Raw genomic sequence first — 16,423 nt, 5'->3', positions numbered from 1 at the left:
AAGTTTTTTTATGGATCCGGAAAGGAGAACTCCTGTTTTGATGAAACGTTTTTATACCGCCATCGTGCGCCGCCGCAGGCTGGTGCTGGCGGTGTTTGCACTGGCGGCTGTGCTGAGCGTGTTCGCTGTGCGTCAGGTAAAGGTGGATTACGATATCAACGACTACCTGCCGCCGGAATCCCCCTCCACCACCGCCATCGAGGTGATGAACGGTGCTTTCACCGGCGGCATCCCCAACATGCGGGTCATGGTGCGGGATGTGACGGTGCCGCAGGCGCTGGAGTACAAGGAGAAGCTTGCCGCCATCGATGGAGTGTCCTCCGTTGCATGGCTGGACGACAGTCTGGATGTGACGGTGCCTTTGCAGATGCAGGACACCGCCACGGTGGAGAGCTATTATAAGGATGGCTGCGCCCTGTTCACCGTGACGGTGGAGGACGAGAAGCGTCTGGAAGCCGTGGCTGCCGTGCGGGATCTGATCGGGGAGGGCAACGCGCTGGAGGGCGCGGCAGTCTCCACTGCCGTTGCCACCAACTCCACCGTGACCGAGGTGGCAAAGATCGCCGCCATCGCGGTGGTGTATGTGCTGTTCATCCTGATCCTGACCACCGATTCCTGGGCGGAGCCGCTGCTGGTGCTGACGGGTCTGGGGGCGGCCATCCTGCTCAACAACGGCACGAACCTCATCTTCGGCACCATCTCCTTTGTCACCAATGCGGCGGGCAGCATCCTGCAGCTGGCGGTGTCGCTGGACTACTCGGTGTTCCTGATCCACCGCTTTGCGGAGTGCCGGGCTGAAAACCCGGATGCCAGCCCGGAGGAGTGCATGGTGGATGCCCTGTGCAGATCCACCGGCTCCATCCTGTCCAGCGGCCTGACCACCGTCATCGGCTTTCTGGCACTGGTGCTCATGCAGTTCCAGATCGGCCCGGATCTGGGCCTTGCGCTGGCAAAGGGCGTGGTGCTGAGCCTTGTCACCGTGTTCACCTTTATGCCCGCGCTCACGCTGGCGTGCTACAAGTGGATGGATAAGACCCACCACAAGCCTCTGCTGCCCAGCTTTGATAAGTTTGGCCGCTTTGTAGCCCGCATCATGCTGCCCATGGCGCTGGTGCTGGTCATCCTGATGGTGCCCAGCTATCTGGCCTCCAACTCGAACCAGTATTACTACGGTGCCGCCCACATGTTTGGCGAGAACACCCGTCTGGGTGCGGACACCGCCGCCATCGAGGAGACCTTTGGCCGCAGCGACACCTACGTTGTACTGGTGCCAGAGGGCGACACCGCCACGCAGCAAAAGCTTTCGGATGCACTGCACGCCATCCCGGAGGTGACCGGCATCCTTTCCTATGTGGACAACGCAGGCGCGTCCATTCCGCCGGAGTTCGTGCCCGGGGATACGCTGGGGCTGTTGGTCTCCGGCGGCTACACCCGCATGGTGCTTACGGTGGATGCCGACACCGAGGGCGATGGGGCCTTTGCGTTGGTGGAGCGGGTGCGCGCCACGGTGCAGCAATATTACCCGGACAATGATTATCTGGCCGGTCAGGGCGTGAGCACCTATGACCTGATGGACACCATCACGGCCGACATGGTCAAGGTGAACCTGCTGGCCATCGGTGCTGTGTTCCTGATCCTGCTCATCATGAAGCGTCAGCTGCTGCTGCCGGTGATCCTGGTGCTGAGCATCGAGACCGCCATCTGGATCAATCTGGCCATCCCGTACTTCCGGGGCCAGTACGTGTTCTACATTGCCTACCTCATCATCAGCTCGGTGCAGCTGGGCGCTACGGTGGATTACGCCATCCTCTTCTCCGACCGCTATCAGGAGTTCCGCGAGACGCTGGGCCGCAAAGAAGCCGTTGCGGCCACGGTGTCCGCCGTGACCACCTCGGTCAGCACCACCGGCAGCGCCATGGCGGTGGTGGGCTTCCTGATGGGAGCCATTTCCACAAACCAGCTGCTGGGCCAGCTGGGCAATTTTCTGGGCGTGGGCAGTCTGGTGTCGCTGGCCATCGTGCTTTCGGCACTGCCGGGCTTTTTGTATCTGGCCGACCCGCTCATTATAAAAAAGAAAAAACAGCCGAAGGAGGCTTGACCGAGATGAAACATCGATTTGTGCGCCGGGTGTCGGCGCTGGCGCTGGCAGGCTGCCTGCTGGCGGGCAGCAGTCTGCCGGCTTTTGCAGCAGCCTCCACTGCCAAGGAAGAGGTCATTTATGCAAATCTTACGGCCTCCGGTGCTGTGACCGGCGTGTACGCCGTGAACAGCTTTTCCGTGCAGGCGGGGGACACCGTTGCGGACCATGGCAGCTACACTGCCGTGCGCAACATGACCACGAGCGATGCCGTGGAGCAGAGCGGCGATACGGTCACGGTGCATGTGACAGAGGACGGCAAGCTCTATTATGAGGGCACCATGGATGCCGCCACGGCCCTGCCGTGGGTGGTAAAGCTGACCTATACGCTGGACGGGGCAGAAATCAGCCCCGACGAGCTGGGCGGCAAAAGCGGTGCCCTTTCCATCCGGCTGCAGGTGAGCCGCAACCCGGACTGCACCGGCAGCTTTTTTGACGACTACGCGCTGCAGGTGACCATGGGTCTGGACACCGGCCTTGCCCGGAACATCAGCGCGCCGGGCGCTACGGTGGCGAATGTGGGCAGCAAAAAGCAGCTTTCCTACATCCTGCTGCCGGGCGCGGACAGCGATGTGACCGTCACTGCCGATGTGACGGATTTTGCCATGGAAGCCGTTTCCCTGAACGGCGTGCGGCTGAACCTGAACCTCGACCTCGGGGATATGGACCTGACGGGGATGCTGGAACAGCTGCAGAGCGGCTCTGTTCAGCTGGACGATGGTGCCAACGCGCTGGCAGACGGCATTGCGCAGGTGCAGGCGGGCATCGACACCCTGAACGGCAATTCCGGTGCCTTGACCGGCGGCTCAGCCCGGGTGCGTGCCGCCCTCACCCAGATGCAGACCGCGCTGAACGGCATCTCGGCCTCCACCGACGAGCTGAACACCCTGCTGGATGCCTCCACCCAGATCCGGGACGGCATTGCCCGGCTGGATGAGGGCGCGGCACAGCTGGAGCAGCAGGTGAGCTTTGAAGCCTACAAGGCCATCCTGAAAGAGAACGGCCTTGACCTTGACGTGGTAAAGGATGGCAATGCCAAGGCCATCCAGCAGCTGCAGGGAATGGTGTGGATGATGCCGCAGCTCAAGGATGTGATCCTGCTTTTGCAGGGGTCTACGGCCAACATCGATGCCATGCAGACCTATCTCGACACCGTGAACGGCGGAATTGCCCAGCTGCACGAGGGCAGCAGCACCCTGAACGGCAGCTACGGCGAGTTTGATGCCGGGGTGCGTCAGCTGGCCGGTGTGCTTACTGGGATGCTGGGCAATCTTTCGGTGCTCACCGACGGCGTGAACCAGCTTGCCGCCCAGTACGTCCAGCTGGACGACGGCCTGAACGCCTACACCGACGGTGTAGCCCAGCTGAAGGCGGGCGTTGCGCAGCTGGCGGAGGGTGCATTGCAGCTGACCGGCGGCACCGGCGAGCTGCGCAGCAGCGTTTCCGGCATCGACATGGGTGCCCAGCTGGACGGCCTGCTGAACAGCCTTTCCGGCGGCGGGGAGGTGCAGAGCTTCACCTCGGCAGAGAACACCGAGGTGGGCGCGGTGCAGTTTGCGTTGCAGACCACTGCCATCACGGCCCCGGCCCCGGCAGCCCAGCCGGAACCGGCAGCTGTGACCCTGACCTTCTGGCAGAAGCTGCTCAAGCTGTTTGGGCTGTATAAAGGCTGATTTTTATGATACGGGGGATGCTTCCCGCGCAGAGAGTGGTCGCGTGTTTAAAGTTTGATGCCTTTTGCAAAATGCATCGCCGCCGGGTATGTTCTCTTTTGCGTGCCAAAAGAGAACCAGAAAAGCACCCGCTACTTTCGAGGCGCGGGGGGCACGAACTAGGGGCTGCACGCCCCTAGTAACCCCAAAGAAGATGGGCTCCATACAAAAAATCCAAGTCGCTTCGCTAAAGGTTTTTTTGTGTTACGCCGATTTCAAGGCCCCTCAGCCGCTGCTGCGGCAGCTCCCCGCAGGGGAGCTGGCGCGCTCGTAAGCTTTGTACTCGAGCCAGTAACTTTGCCGCTATGCCAAGGCCTCTCCCTTTGGGAGAGGTGGCAGTGAGTGTAACGAACTGACGGAGAGGGCTAGCCTGCTTTCTCCCGCGCTGCCGTTTGCCGTCCAGTTCTCTCCCGTGAAAAGCGAAAGCCGGAAAATCCGCAGATTTTCCGGCTTTCTTTCTATAAAAATAATCGTTCCGCTAAAGATGCCCAGAGCGAAGCGGAGGGCATTTTAAATCGTCTGCTTCCCGCTGATATCATTCAAAATGGTATTCCACCAGTTCGCAGTTCCTGATACCCGCAGCTGCGTATTCCTCGTTGGTCATATCGTAGAAATAGGACTGCACCACCCGGGCGATGCCGTTGTGGGCCACCAGAAGATAGGTCTTGTCGGTGTCAGCCTTCAGCTCGTCCAGCAGGTTATAGATGCGCTGGGCCAGCTGCATCATACTCTCGCCGCCGTCGTAGCGGTCGGCGAAGTGGGTCTTGGAAACGCGGAACTCGCCGCCGTTGCGGGGCGTGCCCTCGTATTTGCCAAAGCACTGCTCCCGCAGGCGCGGCTCACACCGGGCGGGCAGGCCGGTGGCCTCGGCAATGGCCATGGCGGTGTCGGCGGCGCGGGACAGGGGAGAGTACAGGATCTCATCGATGTGCACCCCGCTGGCTTTGACGGCTTCGCCCAGCTTCCGGGCCTGCTGGCGGCCCCGCTCGGTGAGGGGGCTGTCGGTCATGCCGCAGATCTTGTTTTCAACGTTCCAGACGGTCTCTCCGTGGCGGGTGAAATAAAGCGTATGCATGGGTGGCTCCTTACTGGTCGTATCCCGCCTCGATCTCGCGGATGCGGGTGTAGAAAAAGTCGTTGGCAGGGGTGGGCATCCCGTACTTCTTGGCCCGCTGGCGCACCACACCGGCAAACTCCTCCACCTCGGTGGGGCGCTTTGCCAGCACATCCTGCCGCATGCTGGGCATGCCCTCGGGGTTAAAGGTGGGCATCATGGCATCGATGAACTGCACATCGTTGTCCGGCGGCAGGGGCACGCCCTCAAGGTTCGCCAGCCGGATGACCTCCTGCATGGCCGCGCGCATCATGTCCTGTGCCTCGCCGGGCTGGCGCAGGCCGCCGTAGGGCTGGTCGAAGGCGGCTGCGGCCTGATTCAGGCCGTCGTTCACCATCAGCTTGTTCCACTGCTTGTAAAGGATATCCCCACAGGGCTCGTTGGCAATGCCGCACTCGTCCAGATAGTCAGCCACGGCCTGCACACGGTCGGTCATCTCGCCGCTGCGCTCACCGAACTGGATCTTGCCCGCCTGATTGAACACCAGCGTGCGCCCGGTGCGGGTGGCGTCCATGCCGATGGCAACGCTCCACAGGGTGTGGCCGGGATAGGCTGCATCAATGTGCTCCTCGCTGGTGATGCCGTTCAGCACGCTGAGGATCACGGTGTCCGGCCCTACGAACTTTGCAATGTCCTGAATGGCCTGTTCCAGCACCGTAGCCTTGACGGCCACCAGAAGCAGGTCTACCGGCCTGCCCTCGGCGGGGGTGACATAAGAGAACTTGCATTCTTCGCCGTTGCAGACGACCGGTTCGGCAGAGTAGCGGGCAATGCGGCCCGCATCGGCAATGACCTGCACGCCGGGCATTTTGCGGCCGAACAGGATGCCCAGTGCGCCCAGACCGATCAGGGCAGAGGTTTTGATCTTTTTCATGTGTTCCTCCTGTGTTTTATGCCTTTTTCAGCGTTCCGTCTGCGGTCAGGACGACCATGCTGCCCTCGTCGATGCCAAGGCGGGTGAGCTCTTTGTCCGGGTAGGGCAGGGTGCGCCGGGCCCCGGCGGGGTCGGCCAGCGTGACATCGCACAGCACCGGCTGACCGGCGGGCAGCTCCTCGCAGCCATACATCTGCTCTTCAATGCGCAGAACGCGGTAGGTAGTCTCCATAGCAGCTAAACTCCTTTTTGTAAATACAGCATTTTTATTATAAAGCTCTGCGCGGGGCGCGTCAACCGCATTTGGCTTGACAGCCAGCCGCCCGGCTTGATAAAATAGGAATGATTTTTGGAACAGGGGGCAGTCACATGAATATTACGGAACTGCGTTATCTGGTGGCCATCCGCAAGTGGGGCTCCGTGAGCGCGGCGGCAAAGCAGCTGTATGCGGCCCAGCCCAATGTGAGCAAGGCGCTCAAGAATCTGGAAGAGGAATACGGCATCCGCATCTTTGAGCGCTCGTCCACCGGCATGATCCCCACCGAACAGGGACGGCATTTTATCCGGCAGGCAGAGCGGGTGCTGGACGAGGTGGACCGGCTGGATCTGGATGCCCGCAGCCGGCAGAGCAGCTGTGCGGAGCTGCGGGTGGTGCTGCCCCACGCCACCTACGCTTCCTACGCGACGGTGGATTTTTTGCAGCAGATGGCAGACAGCCAGCAGCTGCGGGTGCATATCCGGGAATCCGGCACCATGGAAGCACTGGACCATGTACTGCGGCGGGGCTATCATCTGGCCCTGCTGCGCTACGCGGAGGAGGATGAGGATTATTACCGCCGCTACTGCGACCGTCACGGCCTGCACCGGGAGCCGGTGATGGAGTTTGAATACCGGCTGCTGACCAACCGCGAAGGCCCGCTGGCAAAGTGCGAAGTGACCGATATCACCCAGCTGAACAGCTATATGGAAGTCCTGCACGGTGATTTCCAGCTGCCCGGCGGTGAGGACAGCGGCTTGCGCTGGCATACGAACCCGAACCGCCGCATCCATGTGTATGAGCGGTGCAGCCAGTTTTCCATCCTGCAGAACCTGCCCAATGCCTATATGTGGGCTTCGCCCATGCCAAAGCGGGCGCTGGAACAATACCATCTGGTGCTCAGGAAATGCCCGGCCCAGCGCCAGCGCATGAAGGATGTTCTAGTCTATCCGGACAGGGGGACCCTGCGCCCGGAAGAGCAGACCTTTGTGCAGCTGCTGCACAAGCAGGCGGCGCTGACCGTGAAATGACCGCCGAAACCGGTTAAGAACTGGCAAAACATCCCGGAAAAGAAACCGGTGCAAAGCAAAGAAATTTGGCAGACAGCCGTGACGGATGAACCGCTGCGACTGTCTTTTTGTTGGTGAATCGCACGAAAAAGAGACGAAACATCAGCTAAAAAACTTTGCGGCTATATGGTCTTTGATATGCCCCCATACCAGAAGCATATTATCACTTTTATGAAAAATATGTTAACATAGACCCAGAAAGCTGGCCGGGATGAATGGAAAATATGGAAAATACTTCCATAATTCCGGCACAAAGAAAAAGGAGGTTTCTGGTATGATCAGTTTCTTACTCTGTCTGGCGATCCTGATCGTGGGCTACTTTGTCTATGGTAAGATCGTGGACAACACCTTCGGCCCGGACGACCGCGAAACGCCTGCTGTGCGCATCAATGACGGTGTGGACTACGTTGTGATGCCCCAGTGGAAGTTGTTCCTCGTTCAGCTGCTGAACATCGCCGGCCTTGGCCCCATCTTTGGTGCCATGCAGGGCGCATTGTGGGGCCCGGTGGTGTTCCTGTGGATCACCTTCGGCACCATCTTTGCAGGCGGCGTGCACGACTACTTCTCCGGCATGATGAGCGAGCGCAACGACGGCGCTTCCATCGCCGAGATCACCGGCAAGTACTTAGGCCCTGTGATGCAGAATGTCATGCGCGTGTTCTCGGTGGTGCTGCTCATCATGGTGGGTACTGTGTTCGCGGTGGGTCCCGCAGGCCTGATCGTGGAGCTGTGCAGTCAGAGCGGCGCTTCCGGCGTGCTCACCTCGCTGCTGTTCTGGCTCATCATTATTCTGGTGTACTACTTTATTGCAACCTTTATCTCCATTGATGCCGTCATTGGCAAGATCTACCCCATCTTTGGCATCTGCCTGATCATCATGGCCATCGGTGTCATCTTCGGCATCTTCACCAATCCCGCCTACACCATCCCGGAGATCTGGGATCACTTTGGCAGCATGCATCCGTCGGGCACTCCCATCTGGAGCTTCATGTTCATCACGGTGGCCTGCGGTGCGATCTCCGGCTTCCACTCCACCCAGTCGCCCCTGATGGCACGCTGCATGAAGAGTGAAAAGCAGGGCCACTTCGTGTTCTACGGCGCAATGGTCTGCGAGGGCGTTATCGCTCTGATCTGGGCCGCTGCTGGCTGCAGCCTGTACGAGGTGACCGGCGGCCTGAACACCGGTCTGGCCGAAGCACTGGCCATGGGCCAGTCCAAGGCTATTTATGATGTCTGCTCCAAGACCATGGGCGGCGTGGGCATCGCGCTGGCAATGGTCGGCGTTGTGGTGTGCCCCATCACCTCCGGCGATACCGCATTCCGTTCCGCCCGTCTGACGCTGGCCGACTGGTTCAAGATCGATCAGGACGGCTACGCAAACCGCCTGAAGCTCTGCATCCCGGTTCTGGGCGTTGGCGCTTTCCTGGGCATCGGCAACGCGCTGGGCTTCATCAACTACACCGTGATCTGGCGCTACTTCAGCTGGACCAACCAGACGCTGGCCATGATCGTTCTGTGGGCTGCATCCATGTACCTGTTCAAGGAGAAGAAGAACTACTGGATCACCGCTGTGCCTGCCACCTTCATGAGCGCGGTCTCTTCTACCTACTTCATTCTGGCTCCCGAATGTCTGGGCGGCCTGCTGAACGCCAAGACCGCAGAAGGCGCAACCATCTACAACACCGCCGTTGCATACCCCATCGGCATCATCTTTGCCATTGCAATGCTGGCAGTCTTCCTCCACGCAACGAAGAAGGCAGCCCAGAAGGCATGACACGATATATACAAAGATATATACAAATAATCTGTTGAATAAGGCATCCTCCGCTGAACTGGCTCGGCGGAGGATGCCTTGTATTTTGCGGCGTTTCAGGCAGAGAAATCACGATTTGCGGAGAAAATTGAAAACGATTGAGCAATTTGCACAAAAGCGGGCCAGAAAGTTTGGCAGCAGCGGCTTTGACTGGTCCCGGAAAAGGTCTTTACCGGAGAATTAAGAAAATTTGCCGTAAATTCGATAAAAACTCTTTTTCGGTATTCTACAGGAGTATCTTGTCATATACTTTTTGATATGGGAACTATACCAGAAAAATATTAACCGTTTTATGAAAAAAGTGTTAACATGAAGCCAGAGATTGGTCAGAGCCGTGGTCAGGCACGCAAAATGCTGGCTGCGGTTTGAATCAAAAAGGAGGTTTCTGGTATGATTAGTTTCTTACTCTGTCTGGCGCTCTTGATCATCGGCTACTTTGTCTATGGCAAGATCGTTGACAACACGTTCGGACCGGACGACCGCGAAACTCCTGCTGTGCGCATCAACGACGGCGTTGACTACGTTGTGATGCCCCAGTGGAAGCTGTTCCTCGTCCAGCTGCTGAACATTGCAGGTCTGGGCCCCATCTTTGGTGCACTGCAGGGTGCTCTGTGGGGTCCCGTGGTGTTCCTGTGGATCACCTTCGGCACCATCTTTGCAGGTGGTGTGCATGACTACTTCTCCGGTATGATGAGCGAGCGCAACGATGGCGCATCCATCGCTGAGGTCACCGGCAGATACCTCGGACCTGTCATGCAGAACATCATGCGTGTGTTCTCTGTTGTGCTGCTGATCATGGTTGGTACCGTGTTCGCAGTGGGCCCCGCAGGCCTGATCGTTACCCTGTGCAAGAACAGCGGCATGTCCGGTCTGCTGACCACCACCCTGTTCTGGCTGATCATCATTCTGGTGTACTACTTCATCGCAACCTTTATCTCCATTGATGCCATCATCGGTAAGATCTACCCCGTGTTCGGCATCTGCCTGATCATCATGGCTGTGGGCGTTATCTTCGGCATCTTTACCAACCCTGCCTACACCATCCCCGAGATCTGGGCAAACTTCAGCAACATGCATCCGTCGGGCACTCCCATCTGGAGCTTCATGTTCATCACCGTTGCCTGCGGCGCTATTTCCGGCTTCCACTCCACCCAGTCGCCTCTGATGGCCCGCTGCATGAAGAGTGAGAAACAGGGCCACTTCGTGTTCTACGGCGCAATGGTCTGTGAGGGTGTCATCGCTCTGATCTGGGCCGCTGCCGGCTGCGCACTGTACACCATCACCGACGGCAAGATGGCTGGGCTGGCCGAGGCTCTGGCTGCTGGTCAGTCTGCTGCCATCTACGACGTGTGTGCAAAGACCATGGGCGGCGTTGGCATTGCTCTGGCAATGATCGGCGTTGTCATCTGCCCCATCACCTCCGGCGATACCGCGTTCCGTTCCGCTCGTCTGACTCTGGCCGACTGGCTCAAGATCGATCAGGACAGCTACGCAAACCGCCTGAAGCTCTGTGTCCCTGTGCTGGGCGTTGGTGCTTTCCTGGGCATCGGCAACGCACTGGGCTTCATCAACTACACCGTGATCTGGCGCTACTTCAGCTGGACCAACCAGACGCTGGCCATGATCGTTCTGTGGGCTGCATCCATGTACCTGTTCAAGGAGAAGAAGAACTACTGGATCACCGCTGTGCCCGCTACCTTCATGAGCGCTGTGTCCTGCACCTACTTCGTGCTGGCACCTGAGTGCCTGGGCAAGATGATCAATACTTACGCAGACGGCAAGCTGGTCGCTTACAACACTGCCGTTGCATACCCCATCGGCATCATCTTTGCAATCGCAATGCTGGCACTCTTCATCCATGCCACCAAGAAGCACACCGCTTCTCAGAAGGCATAAGGATGTCTGCCGCACCGCATACGCCTTAAACTTTGACCCCCCCGCCGCTGCACCCCGCAGTGACGGGGGTGTTTTGACATAACAGACAAACCTTTTGTGCAAATCTTAGCAGCAGAAGGGGTTGCATTTTGAGGGCTGAGGTGCGAAAATAGAACCGGTGATTTTATTTTGGAATGGCTGCAGCATCTGCGGCTGGACCGGAAACTAACAGTAAAGAAGGGAACTTCCATGATCTTCAAACCTGCACAGCTGGGTATGGCAAAGCTTGATAAACAGGAGCTGGTGGAGGACAGAAAGTCCTGCAAAAAGATCGGCCCCTGCGGCGTTGGCAAAAAGGCGCTGTACCTCAACAGCTTTTACATCGACCGCCGCTATTATCTGCCCTACGGCAGCATCAGCCGCGTGTTCAAGCGGGTGGCTATGAGCTCCGGCGGCTTTACCGGCAAGGGCATGTTTGCCTCCATGGCCTACCTTGTGGTGGAGTACGATGGCGGCAAGCAGAAGCAGTGCAACTTCAAGGACGAGCGGGATGTGGACAAGCTGCTGGAGGTGCTGGCCAAAGAGCAGCCGCAGATCCATCTGCTCAGCGCAGCCGGTGAGCAGATGCTGCAGAAGAAGGAAGCCGAAAAGGCCTCCCGCAAGCTGCCGGAAAGCGAGCTGACCGACGATGCCCGTCACAGCATCACCGTGCTGCGCAGGGCAAAGGAATATCTGGAAGCAAAGCCGGAAATCGCCGATGAGCTGAGTGCAGCCGAGCGCCGCAAGCGCGCCCAGCTGCAAAGCAAGCCGGTGTACCGCTATGTGGCACTTGCCATCTTTGTTATGGGCATCGTCTCCGCGGCCTACGGCCTGTATGCCGTTACCAACCACACAGGCGGCTATGGCATCTACTTTGCACTGTTTGGCTTTGCAGCCATCTTCCTGTTCTCCAGCTACAACATGCTGCCCACCGCCCACAACAACCACAGCGCCATCATGAAGCGGGCCGAGAAGGCCGAAGCTGCCATGGCGGAGTACGTGAAGCACTACCCCAGCGGTGCGTTCCCGGTACCCAGCCGGTATGCCCATCCCATCGTGCTCAAGCAGATGAGCGATGCCATTGAAGAGGGCCGCGCCGTCACGGTGCCGGAAGCTTTGACTGCCGTGGAAAACCGCCTGAAGTCCCTGAACGCAGACGTGCAGGTGGAACAGGAGGAATACGACGAGGTGGTGGTCATCAAGGCAATGTTCCTGAACCACGATTATCAGTAAAAAGTAAGCAAAGAGGGCTTTTCCTTCGGGGAAGGCTCTTTTGTTTTGCCTAACTTCTTGCACAGCAGAATTGTTCGTTTTATAATGAAAAAGGAGAGTCTTTACACCCACGAGTGGAGGAAACAGCTATGGATATGGTCACCCTTGGCAGCACCGGCATCACGGTGAACAAAAATGGCTTCGGCGCACTGCCCATCCAGCGCATCTCGCAGGAAGATGCCGTCTATCTGGCCCGCAAGGCTTACAAGGCAGGCATCCGCTTTTTTGATACCGCCCGCGCCTACACCGACAGCGAGGTGAAGCTGGGCGAAGCCTTTGACGGCATCCGCACGGAAGTGTATATCGCCACCAAAACGGCAGCGCAGAACGCAGAGGAGTTCTGGAAGGATCTGCACGTCTCACTCACCAACCTGCGCACCGATTACATTGACCTGTACCAGTTCCACAATCCCGCATTCTGCCCGAAGCCCGGCGACGGCTCCGGCCTCTACGAGGCTATGCAGGAGGCCAAAGCCAAGGGCATGATCCGGCATATCGGCATCACCAACCACCGCCTGAAGGTGGCCCACGATGCCATTGACAGCGGTTTGTACGAGACGCTGCAGTTCCCGTTCAGCTATATCTCCGGTGAGCAGGAGCTGGAATTGGTGAACAAGTGCAAGGCGGCAAATATGGGCTTTATCGCCATGAAGGGCCTGTCCGGTGGACTGATCACCAACAGTGCCGCAGCCTATGCCTTTGAGGCGCAGTTCGATGGAGTTCTGCCCATCTGGGGCGTGCAGCGTGAAAGGGAACTGGACGAGTTCCTCTCCTATATCGACAACCCGCCGCGCATGACCGACGACATCCGTGCCGTCATTGAGGGGGATCGTGCCGAGCTGTGTGGCGAGTTCTGCCGCGGCTGCGGCTATTGTATGCCCTGCCCGGCAGGCATCGAGATCAACAACTGCGCCCGCATGAGCCTGCTGCTGCGGCGTTCGCCCTCGGCAGAGCATCTCAGCCCCGCAGGTCAGGCCAAGATGAAAAAGATCGAGGGCTGCCTGCACTGCAACCGGTGCAAGGCCAAGTGCCCATATGGTCTGGATACCCCCGCCCTGCTGGCCCGCAACTATGAGGATTACAAGCGCGTTCTGGCCGGTGAAGTAAAAGTTCAGTAACACAAAAGCTCCTGCCCATTCAGACAGGAGCTTTTGTGCTTTATGCGGCAGCTTTTGGCTGCTCAAAAATCCTCATCGATTCCTTATAGCAGTGTGCGAAGTACACGATCTCGGCAAGGGCGGTCAGCGCCCAGCTGCAGGGGTACAGTGCGTACAGCGAGGGAATGGTGTGAAAGTGCGCGAAGATGGTGTATACCCAGATCACCCGGAATACGCAGGAACCCATTACCACAATAATGGTGGGCACCACCGTCTTGCCAAGTCCGCGGGAAGCGGCGATGGTGCAATCCATAAAGGCGGAGATGCAGTAGGCAAAGCCCATCACGCCCACGCGCTTCATGCCGGCATCAATGACGGCGCTCTCGGTGGTGAACAGGGCAAGGAAGGTGCGGCCAAAGAGGAACAGGCTTCCGCCCAGGATCAGGCCCACACCAAAGGAGTAGGCCAGACTGATGAAATAACTCTTCTTTACGCGGTCTGGCTTGCCAGCGCCGTAGTTCTGGCTCATAAAGCTTGCACAGGCCATATAGAATGCGGCCATGCAGTCGTAGATCATGGCATCGGCATTGGCGGCGGCGCTGTTGCCCTTGACCATGAGAGAGTCGAAGGAGTTGACCCCTGCCTGAATGAACAGGTTTGCAATGGCGAAAATGGCATTCTGGAAACCGGACGGAAGACCAAGGCCCAGAATGCTCTTTGTTGTGGCGGGGTCCAGATGCAGCTTTTTGGTGTCCAGCACGTAGCAGTCATGCACTTTGGTCAAAGCGTGCAGGATCAGCCCGGCAGAGACGCACTGCGAAATGGCACTGGCCAGCGCCACGCCCATGACGCTTAACTGGCACACGATGACAAAGAACAGGTTCAGTGCAATGTTCAGTGCGCCCGCAATGGACAGGTACATCAGCGGCTTTTTGGTGTCGCCGATGGCGCTGAACACAGCGTTGCCGAAGTTGTACAAGGCCAGAGCGGGCATACCAAGGAAGTACACCCGCAGGTACAGGATGGCACCGGGCAGCAGGTCGTCCTTGGTGTTCAGCAGCCGCAGCATGAAGGGGGAACCCAGCAGGCCGACGAACAGCAGCACCACACCCGCGATCAGGCTGACGATGGCGGCGGAGTGGACAGTCTTTTCCACATCGTGCTCGTGCCGTGCACCGTAGAAGCGGGCCACCAACACGTTGATGCCGCCGTTCAGGCCGATCAGGAAGCCGGTGAACAGGCTGACAAGGATGCTGGTGGAACCCACCGCGCCCAGCGCCGTGGAGCCTGCAAACCGGCCTACCACGGCCACGTCCGACATGTTGAACAGCACCTGCAGCAGGTTGGAAAGCGCCAGCGGCAGACTGACCAGAAAGATCTGTTTGGCCAGAGGGCCTTCGGTCAGTGTTTTGGTATTTGATTTCATATTCTCTTTGTATCCTTTAACCTAAACCGTGCCCGCGCACACCGGGGCACACCTCTATTATATGGGCCGCTGCGGCTTTTGCAAGATAGCATCGACATTTCATATTTGATTTTTTTGTGCGGCTGTGCTATACTACTTTACACCGATGAAATGAATATGTGCGATCGTAGCTCAGCTGGATAGAGCGTTCGGCTCCGACCCGGAAGGCCAGAGGTTCGAATCCTCCCGGTCGCACCAAGAATCCCCGACACACTTTCGTGTGCCGGGGATTCTTTTTGTGCAACCGGAGAGGATTCGAACAGGGCGGCGGCGCACAGCGCCGCAAGCAAAGCCACAGTGCGGCTTTGCTTAGCCCGCGGTTCCCAACCCGTAGGAATGTCTAACAACAGGCTGCGATTTACAGTGCGCCGGGAGGATTCGAACAGCAACGACGACGACCGCAGCCAGCGGCTGAAACAGGGAGGAGTTGTTGGGGCCGCGTTCTGATTTTTTAAAGCCCTGCCAAGGGGCTGCAGAAAAATCAGCAAACGCAACCCGTCAGGCCCTGCGGTTGCCAACCTGTAGGAATGTCTAACAAGAGGACTACCGTTCATCCGGGGAAAAATCGAACTGTCCTGAAACCCGTAGAACACATTCGTGTTCTGGTTTTTCTTTTTTCAGTGCGCCGGGAGGATTCGAGCTATCCTTTTTTGTTTTTCATCCAGATGCGGTACAGCCCGTCTGTGATGAGGGTCTCCCGGTATAGAATGGGGGTGCAGCATGCTTCCCGGATGGGAATGGGCAGATTGCCGGTGGCGTAGAATGCTGTCTGCGGGCCAAGCTCTGCGCAGAAACGTTCCGCCAGACCGTCCAGCAGGCTGGCGGTGCCCAGCACAAAGCCGTTCTGCAGGCAGGAAGAGGTGCTCTTGCCCAGAATGGATGCAGGAGCCTTTGCAGCGAGGTCAATCTGCGGCAGCTGAGCGGTGTTCTTTACCAGTGCGCTCAGCGAGAGCTGCGGCCCGGGCAGGATCACGCCGCCCACAAGCTCCTGCTTGGCATTGACTGCCATCATGGAGATAGCGGTGTCGGCTGAGATCACCACCAGCGGCCCGGAACACTCTGCCAGTGCAGCAACAGCACCGCATAAAAGCTCGGCGCCCAGCTGGGCGGGGTTGTCCAGCCGAAGCTTGATGCCGCTTTTCAGGCCGGGGCCGACCGTCAGGATGCGTACATTGCAGAGGATACGCAAAGCGGAAAGAACCCGGCCGCTCAGCACGGGCACTACACTGCCCAGAATACCGCCTTCAATTTGTGCCGGTGATGCACCGTGCAGAGAGAGCAGATTCACTAGACGGATGGCGTATTCGTCCACCGTTGCGGCGGTATCAGAGTGCAGCCGTCCACAAAAACGCAGAGTATCCTGCTCGTAGCCGCCCACGGTGATGTGGGTGTTGCCAATGTTGACGGTGAGTATCATAAACAAAGCCCTCCTCTGCAGCGCAATATAATGTATATATAATATAATAGCGCGCCCGAATAGCGCGCCAGCCGCGGATGTTGACACAGGACATGGCGCTTCTCCCTTATAGAATAAGTATAGCTATATAACACAGGATACGGGGATGATTCCATAATACGTTCTGTGCACTGTCTTGTCAAGAAAAAGGCACGCCCTGAAACGGGTGAAAAACAGGAGGATTCTTTGTTCTGCAAAGAAATTGGAAAAAAGTTGTCAAAAAGTGTTGACAAGGAGGCGGGG

At 58.1% G+C, this 16,423-nt stretch carries 12 protein-coding genes and 1 tRNA gene; 8 read left to right on the top strand and 5 right to left on the bottom strand.

Annotation, left to right across the window (positions count from 1 at the left end; translation table 11 throughout):
• The first annotated feature begins 40 nt into the window (after nt 1-40).
• Together DW937_RS08685 and DW937_RS08680 are read left to right on the top strand one after the other, a co-directional pair.
• Nucleotides 41-2,098, top strand: a complete 2,058-nt coding sequence (locus DW937_RS08685) for an MMPL family transporter (protein ID WP_120120676.1) — start codon at nt 41-43, stop codon at nt 2,096-2,098.
• Nucleotides 2,099-2,103: 5 nt separating this feature from the next.
• The gene (locus tag DW937_RS08680) at nt 2,104-3,810 is read left to right on the top strand and encodes a hypothetical protein (protein ID WP_120120675.1); all 1,707 of its coding nucleotides are present in this window, start codon (nt 2,104-2,106) and stop codon (nt 3,808-3,810) included.
• Nucleotides 3,811-4,384: 574 nt separating this feature from the next.
• Here DW937_RS08680 and DW937_RS08675 read toward each other — a convergent pair.
• Genes DW937_RS08675 through DW937_RS08665 form a run of 3 tightly spaced genes read right to left on the bottom strand, consistent with a single transcriptional unit; the run spans nt 4,385 to nt 6,069 of the window.
• Nucleotides 4,385-4,924 (bottom strand): histidine phosphatase family protein, encoded by a 540-nt coding sequence (locus tag DW937_RS08675; RefSeq protein ID WP_120020837.1) that lies wholly within the window; start codon nt 4,922-4,924, stop codon nt 4,385-4,387.
• A gap of 10 nt (nt 4,925-4,934) precedes the next feature.
• Complete coding sequence (locus tag DW937_RS08670; RefSeq protein WP_120120674.1) at nt 4,935-5,837, bottom strand: 2-dehydropantoate 2-reductase; 903 nt, start codon at nt 5,835-5,837, stop codon at nt 4,935-4,937.
• Nucleotides 5,838-5,853: 16 nt separating this feature from the next.
• Nucleotides 5,854-6,069 (bottom strand): hypothetical protein, encoded by a 216-nt coding sequence (locus tag DW937_RS08665; protein ID WP_120120673.1) that lies wholly within the window; start codon nt 6,067-6,069, stop codon nt 5,854-5,856.
• 137 nt (nt 6,070-6,206) lie between these two features.
• On the opposite strand from DW937_RS08665, the gene DW937_RS08660 reads away from it, so the two are divergent.
• The 5 genes from DW937_RS08660 (at nt 6,207) to DW937_RS08640 (ending at nt 13,280) form a co-directional block, all read left to right on the top strand.
• Nucleotides 6,207-7,124, top strand: coding sequence for a LysR family transcriptional regulator (locus DW937_RS08660; RefSeq protein ID WP_165852917.1), 918 nt, complete (start codon nt 6,207-6,209; stop codon nt 7,122-7,124).
• 313 nt (nt 7,125-7,437) lie between these two features.
• Nucleotides 7,438-8,937, top strand: coding sequence for a carbon starvation CstA family protein (locus tag DW937_RS08655; protein WP_097776745.1), 1,500 nt, complete (start codon nt 7,438-7,440; stop codon nt 8,935-8,937).
• 429 nt (nt 8,938-9,366) lie between these two features.
• Nucleotides 9,367-10,872 (top strand): carbon starvation CstA family protein, encoded by a 1,506-nt coding sequence (locus DW937_RS08650; protein WP_120120672.1) that lies wholly within the window; start codon nt 9,367-9,369, stop codon nt 10,870-10,872.
• Between the two features lie 228 nt (nt 10,873-11,100).
• Nucleotides 11,101-12,123, top strand: a complete 1,023-nt coding sequence (locus tag DW937_RS08645; RefSeq protein ID WP_120120671.1) for an ATPase P — start codon at nt 11,101-11,103, stop codon at nt 12,121-12,123.
• A 128-nt stretch (nt 12,124-12,251) separates the two neighbouring features.
• Entirely contained in the window at nt 12,252-13,280 is a 1,029-nt protein-coding gene (locus DW937_RS08640; RefSeq protein ID WP_120120670.1) for an aldo/keto reductase, read from the top strand.
• 40 nt (nt 13,281-13,320) lie between these two features.
• On the opposite strand, the gene DW937_RS08635 is transcribed toward DW937_RS08640, so the two are convergent.
• Nucleotides 13,321-14,685, bottom strand: a complete 1,365-nt coding sequence (locus DW937_RS08635) for an MATE family efflux transporter (RefSeq protein WP_120120669.1) — start codon at nt 14,683-14,685, stop codon at nt 13,321-13,323.
• Between the two features lie 160 nt (nt 14,686-14,845).
• Here DW937_RS08635 and DW937_RS08630 point away from each other — a divergent pair.
• Nucleotides 14,846-14,922: transfer RNA gene (locus DW937_RS08630), tRNA-Arg, on the top strand.
• Between the two features lie 442 nt (nt 14,923-15,364).
• On the opposite strand, the gene DW937_RS08625 is transcribed toward DW937_RS08630, so the two are convergent.
• Nucleotides 15,365-16,141, bottom strand: coding sequence for a type III pantothenate kinase (locus DW937_RS08625; RefSeq protein WP_120120668.1), 777 nt, complete (start codon nt 16,139-16,141; stop codon nt 15,365-15,367).
• Between the last annotated feature and the right edge of the window lie 282 nt (nt 16,142-16,423).

Source organism: Faecalibacterium sp. AM43-5AT (assembly GCF_003603345.1).
GTDB lineage: Bacteria > Bacillota > Clostridia > Oscillospirales > Ruminococcaceae > Faecalibacterium > Faecalibacterium taiwanense.
This window is presented reverse-complemented; position numbering and strand designations above follow the sequence as displayed.

Coding starts and splice junctions, on each gene's coding strand:
- DW937_RS08685 (WP_120120676.1), top strand. CDS start 41: ATGAAACGTTTTTATACCGCCATCGTGCGCCGCCGCAGGCTGGTGCTG.
- DW937_RS08680 (WP_120120675.1), top strand. CDS start 2,104: ATGAAACATCGATTTGTGCGCCGGGTGTCGGCGCTGGCGCTGGCAGGC.
- DW937_RS08675 (WP_120020837.1), bottom strand. CDS start 4,924: ATGCATACGCTTTATTTCACCCGCCACGGAGAGACCGTCTGGAACGTT.
- DW937_RS08670 (WP_120120674.1), bottom strand. CDS start 5,837: ATGAAAAAGATCAAAACCTCTGCCCTGATCGGTCTGGGCGCACTGGGC.
- DW937_RS08665 (WP_120120673.1), bottom strand. CDS start 6,069: ATGGAGACTACCTACCGCGTTCTGCGCATTGAAGAGCAGATGTATGGC.
- DW937_RS08660 (WP_165852917.1), top strand. CDS start 6,207: ATGAATATTACGGAACTGCGTTATCTGGTGGCCATCCGCAAGTGGGGC.
- DW937_RS08655 (WP_097776745.1), top strand. CDS start 7,438: ATGATCAGTTTCTTACTCTGTCTGGCGATCCTGATCGTGGGCTACTTT.
- DW937_RS08650 (WP_120120672.1), top strand. CDS start 9,367: ATGATTAGTTTCTTACTCTGTCTGGCGCTCTTGATCATCGGCTACTTT.
- DW937_RS08645 (WP_120120671.1), top strand. CDS start 11,101: ATGATCTTCAAACCTGCACAGCTGGGTATGGCAAAGCTTGATAAACAG.
- DW937_RS08640 (WP_120120670.1), top strand. CDS start 12,252: ATGGATATGGTCACCCTTGGCAGCACCGGCATCACGGTGAACAAAAAT.
- DW937_RS08635 (WP_120120669.1), bottom strand. CDS start 14,685: ATGAAATCAAATACCAAAACACTGACCGAAGGCCCTCTGGCCAAACAG.
- DW937_RS08625 (WP_120120668.1), bottom strand. CDS start 16,141: ATGATACTCACCGTCAACATTGGCAACACCCACATCACCGTGGGCGGC.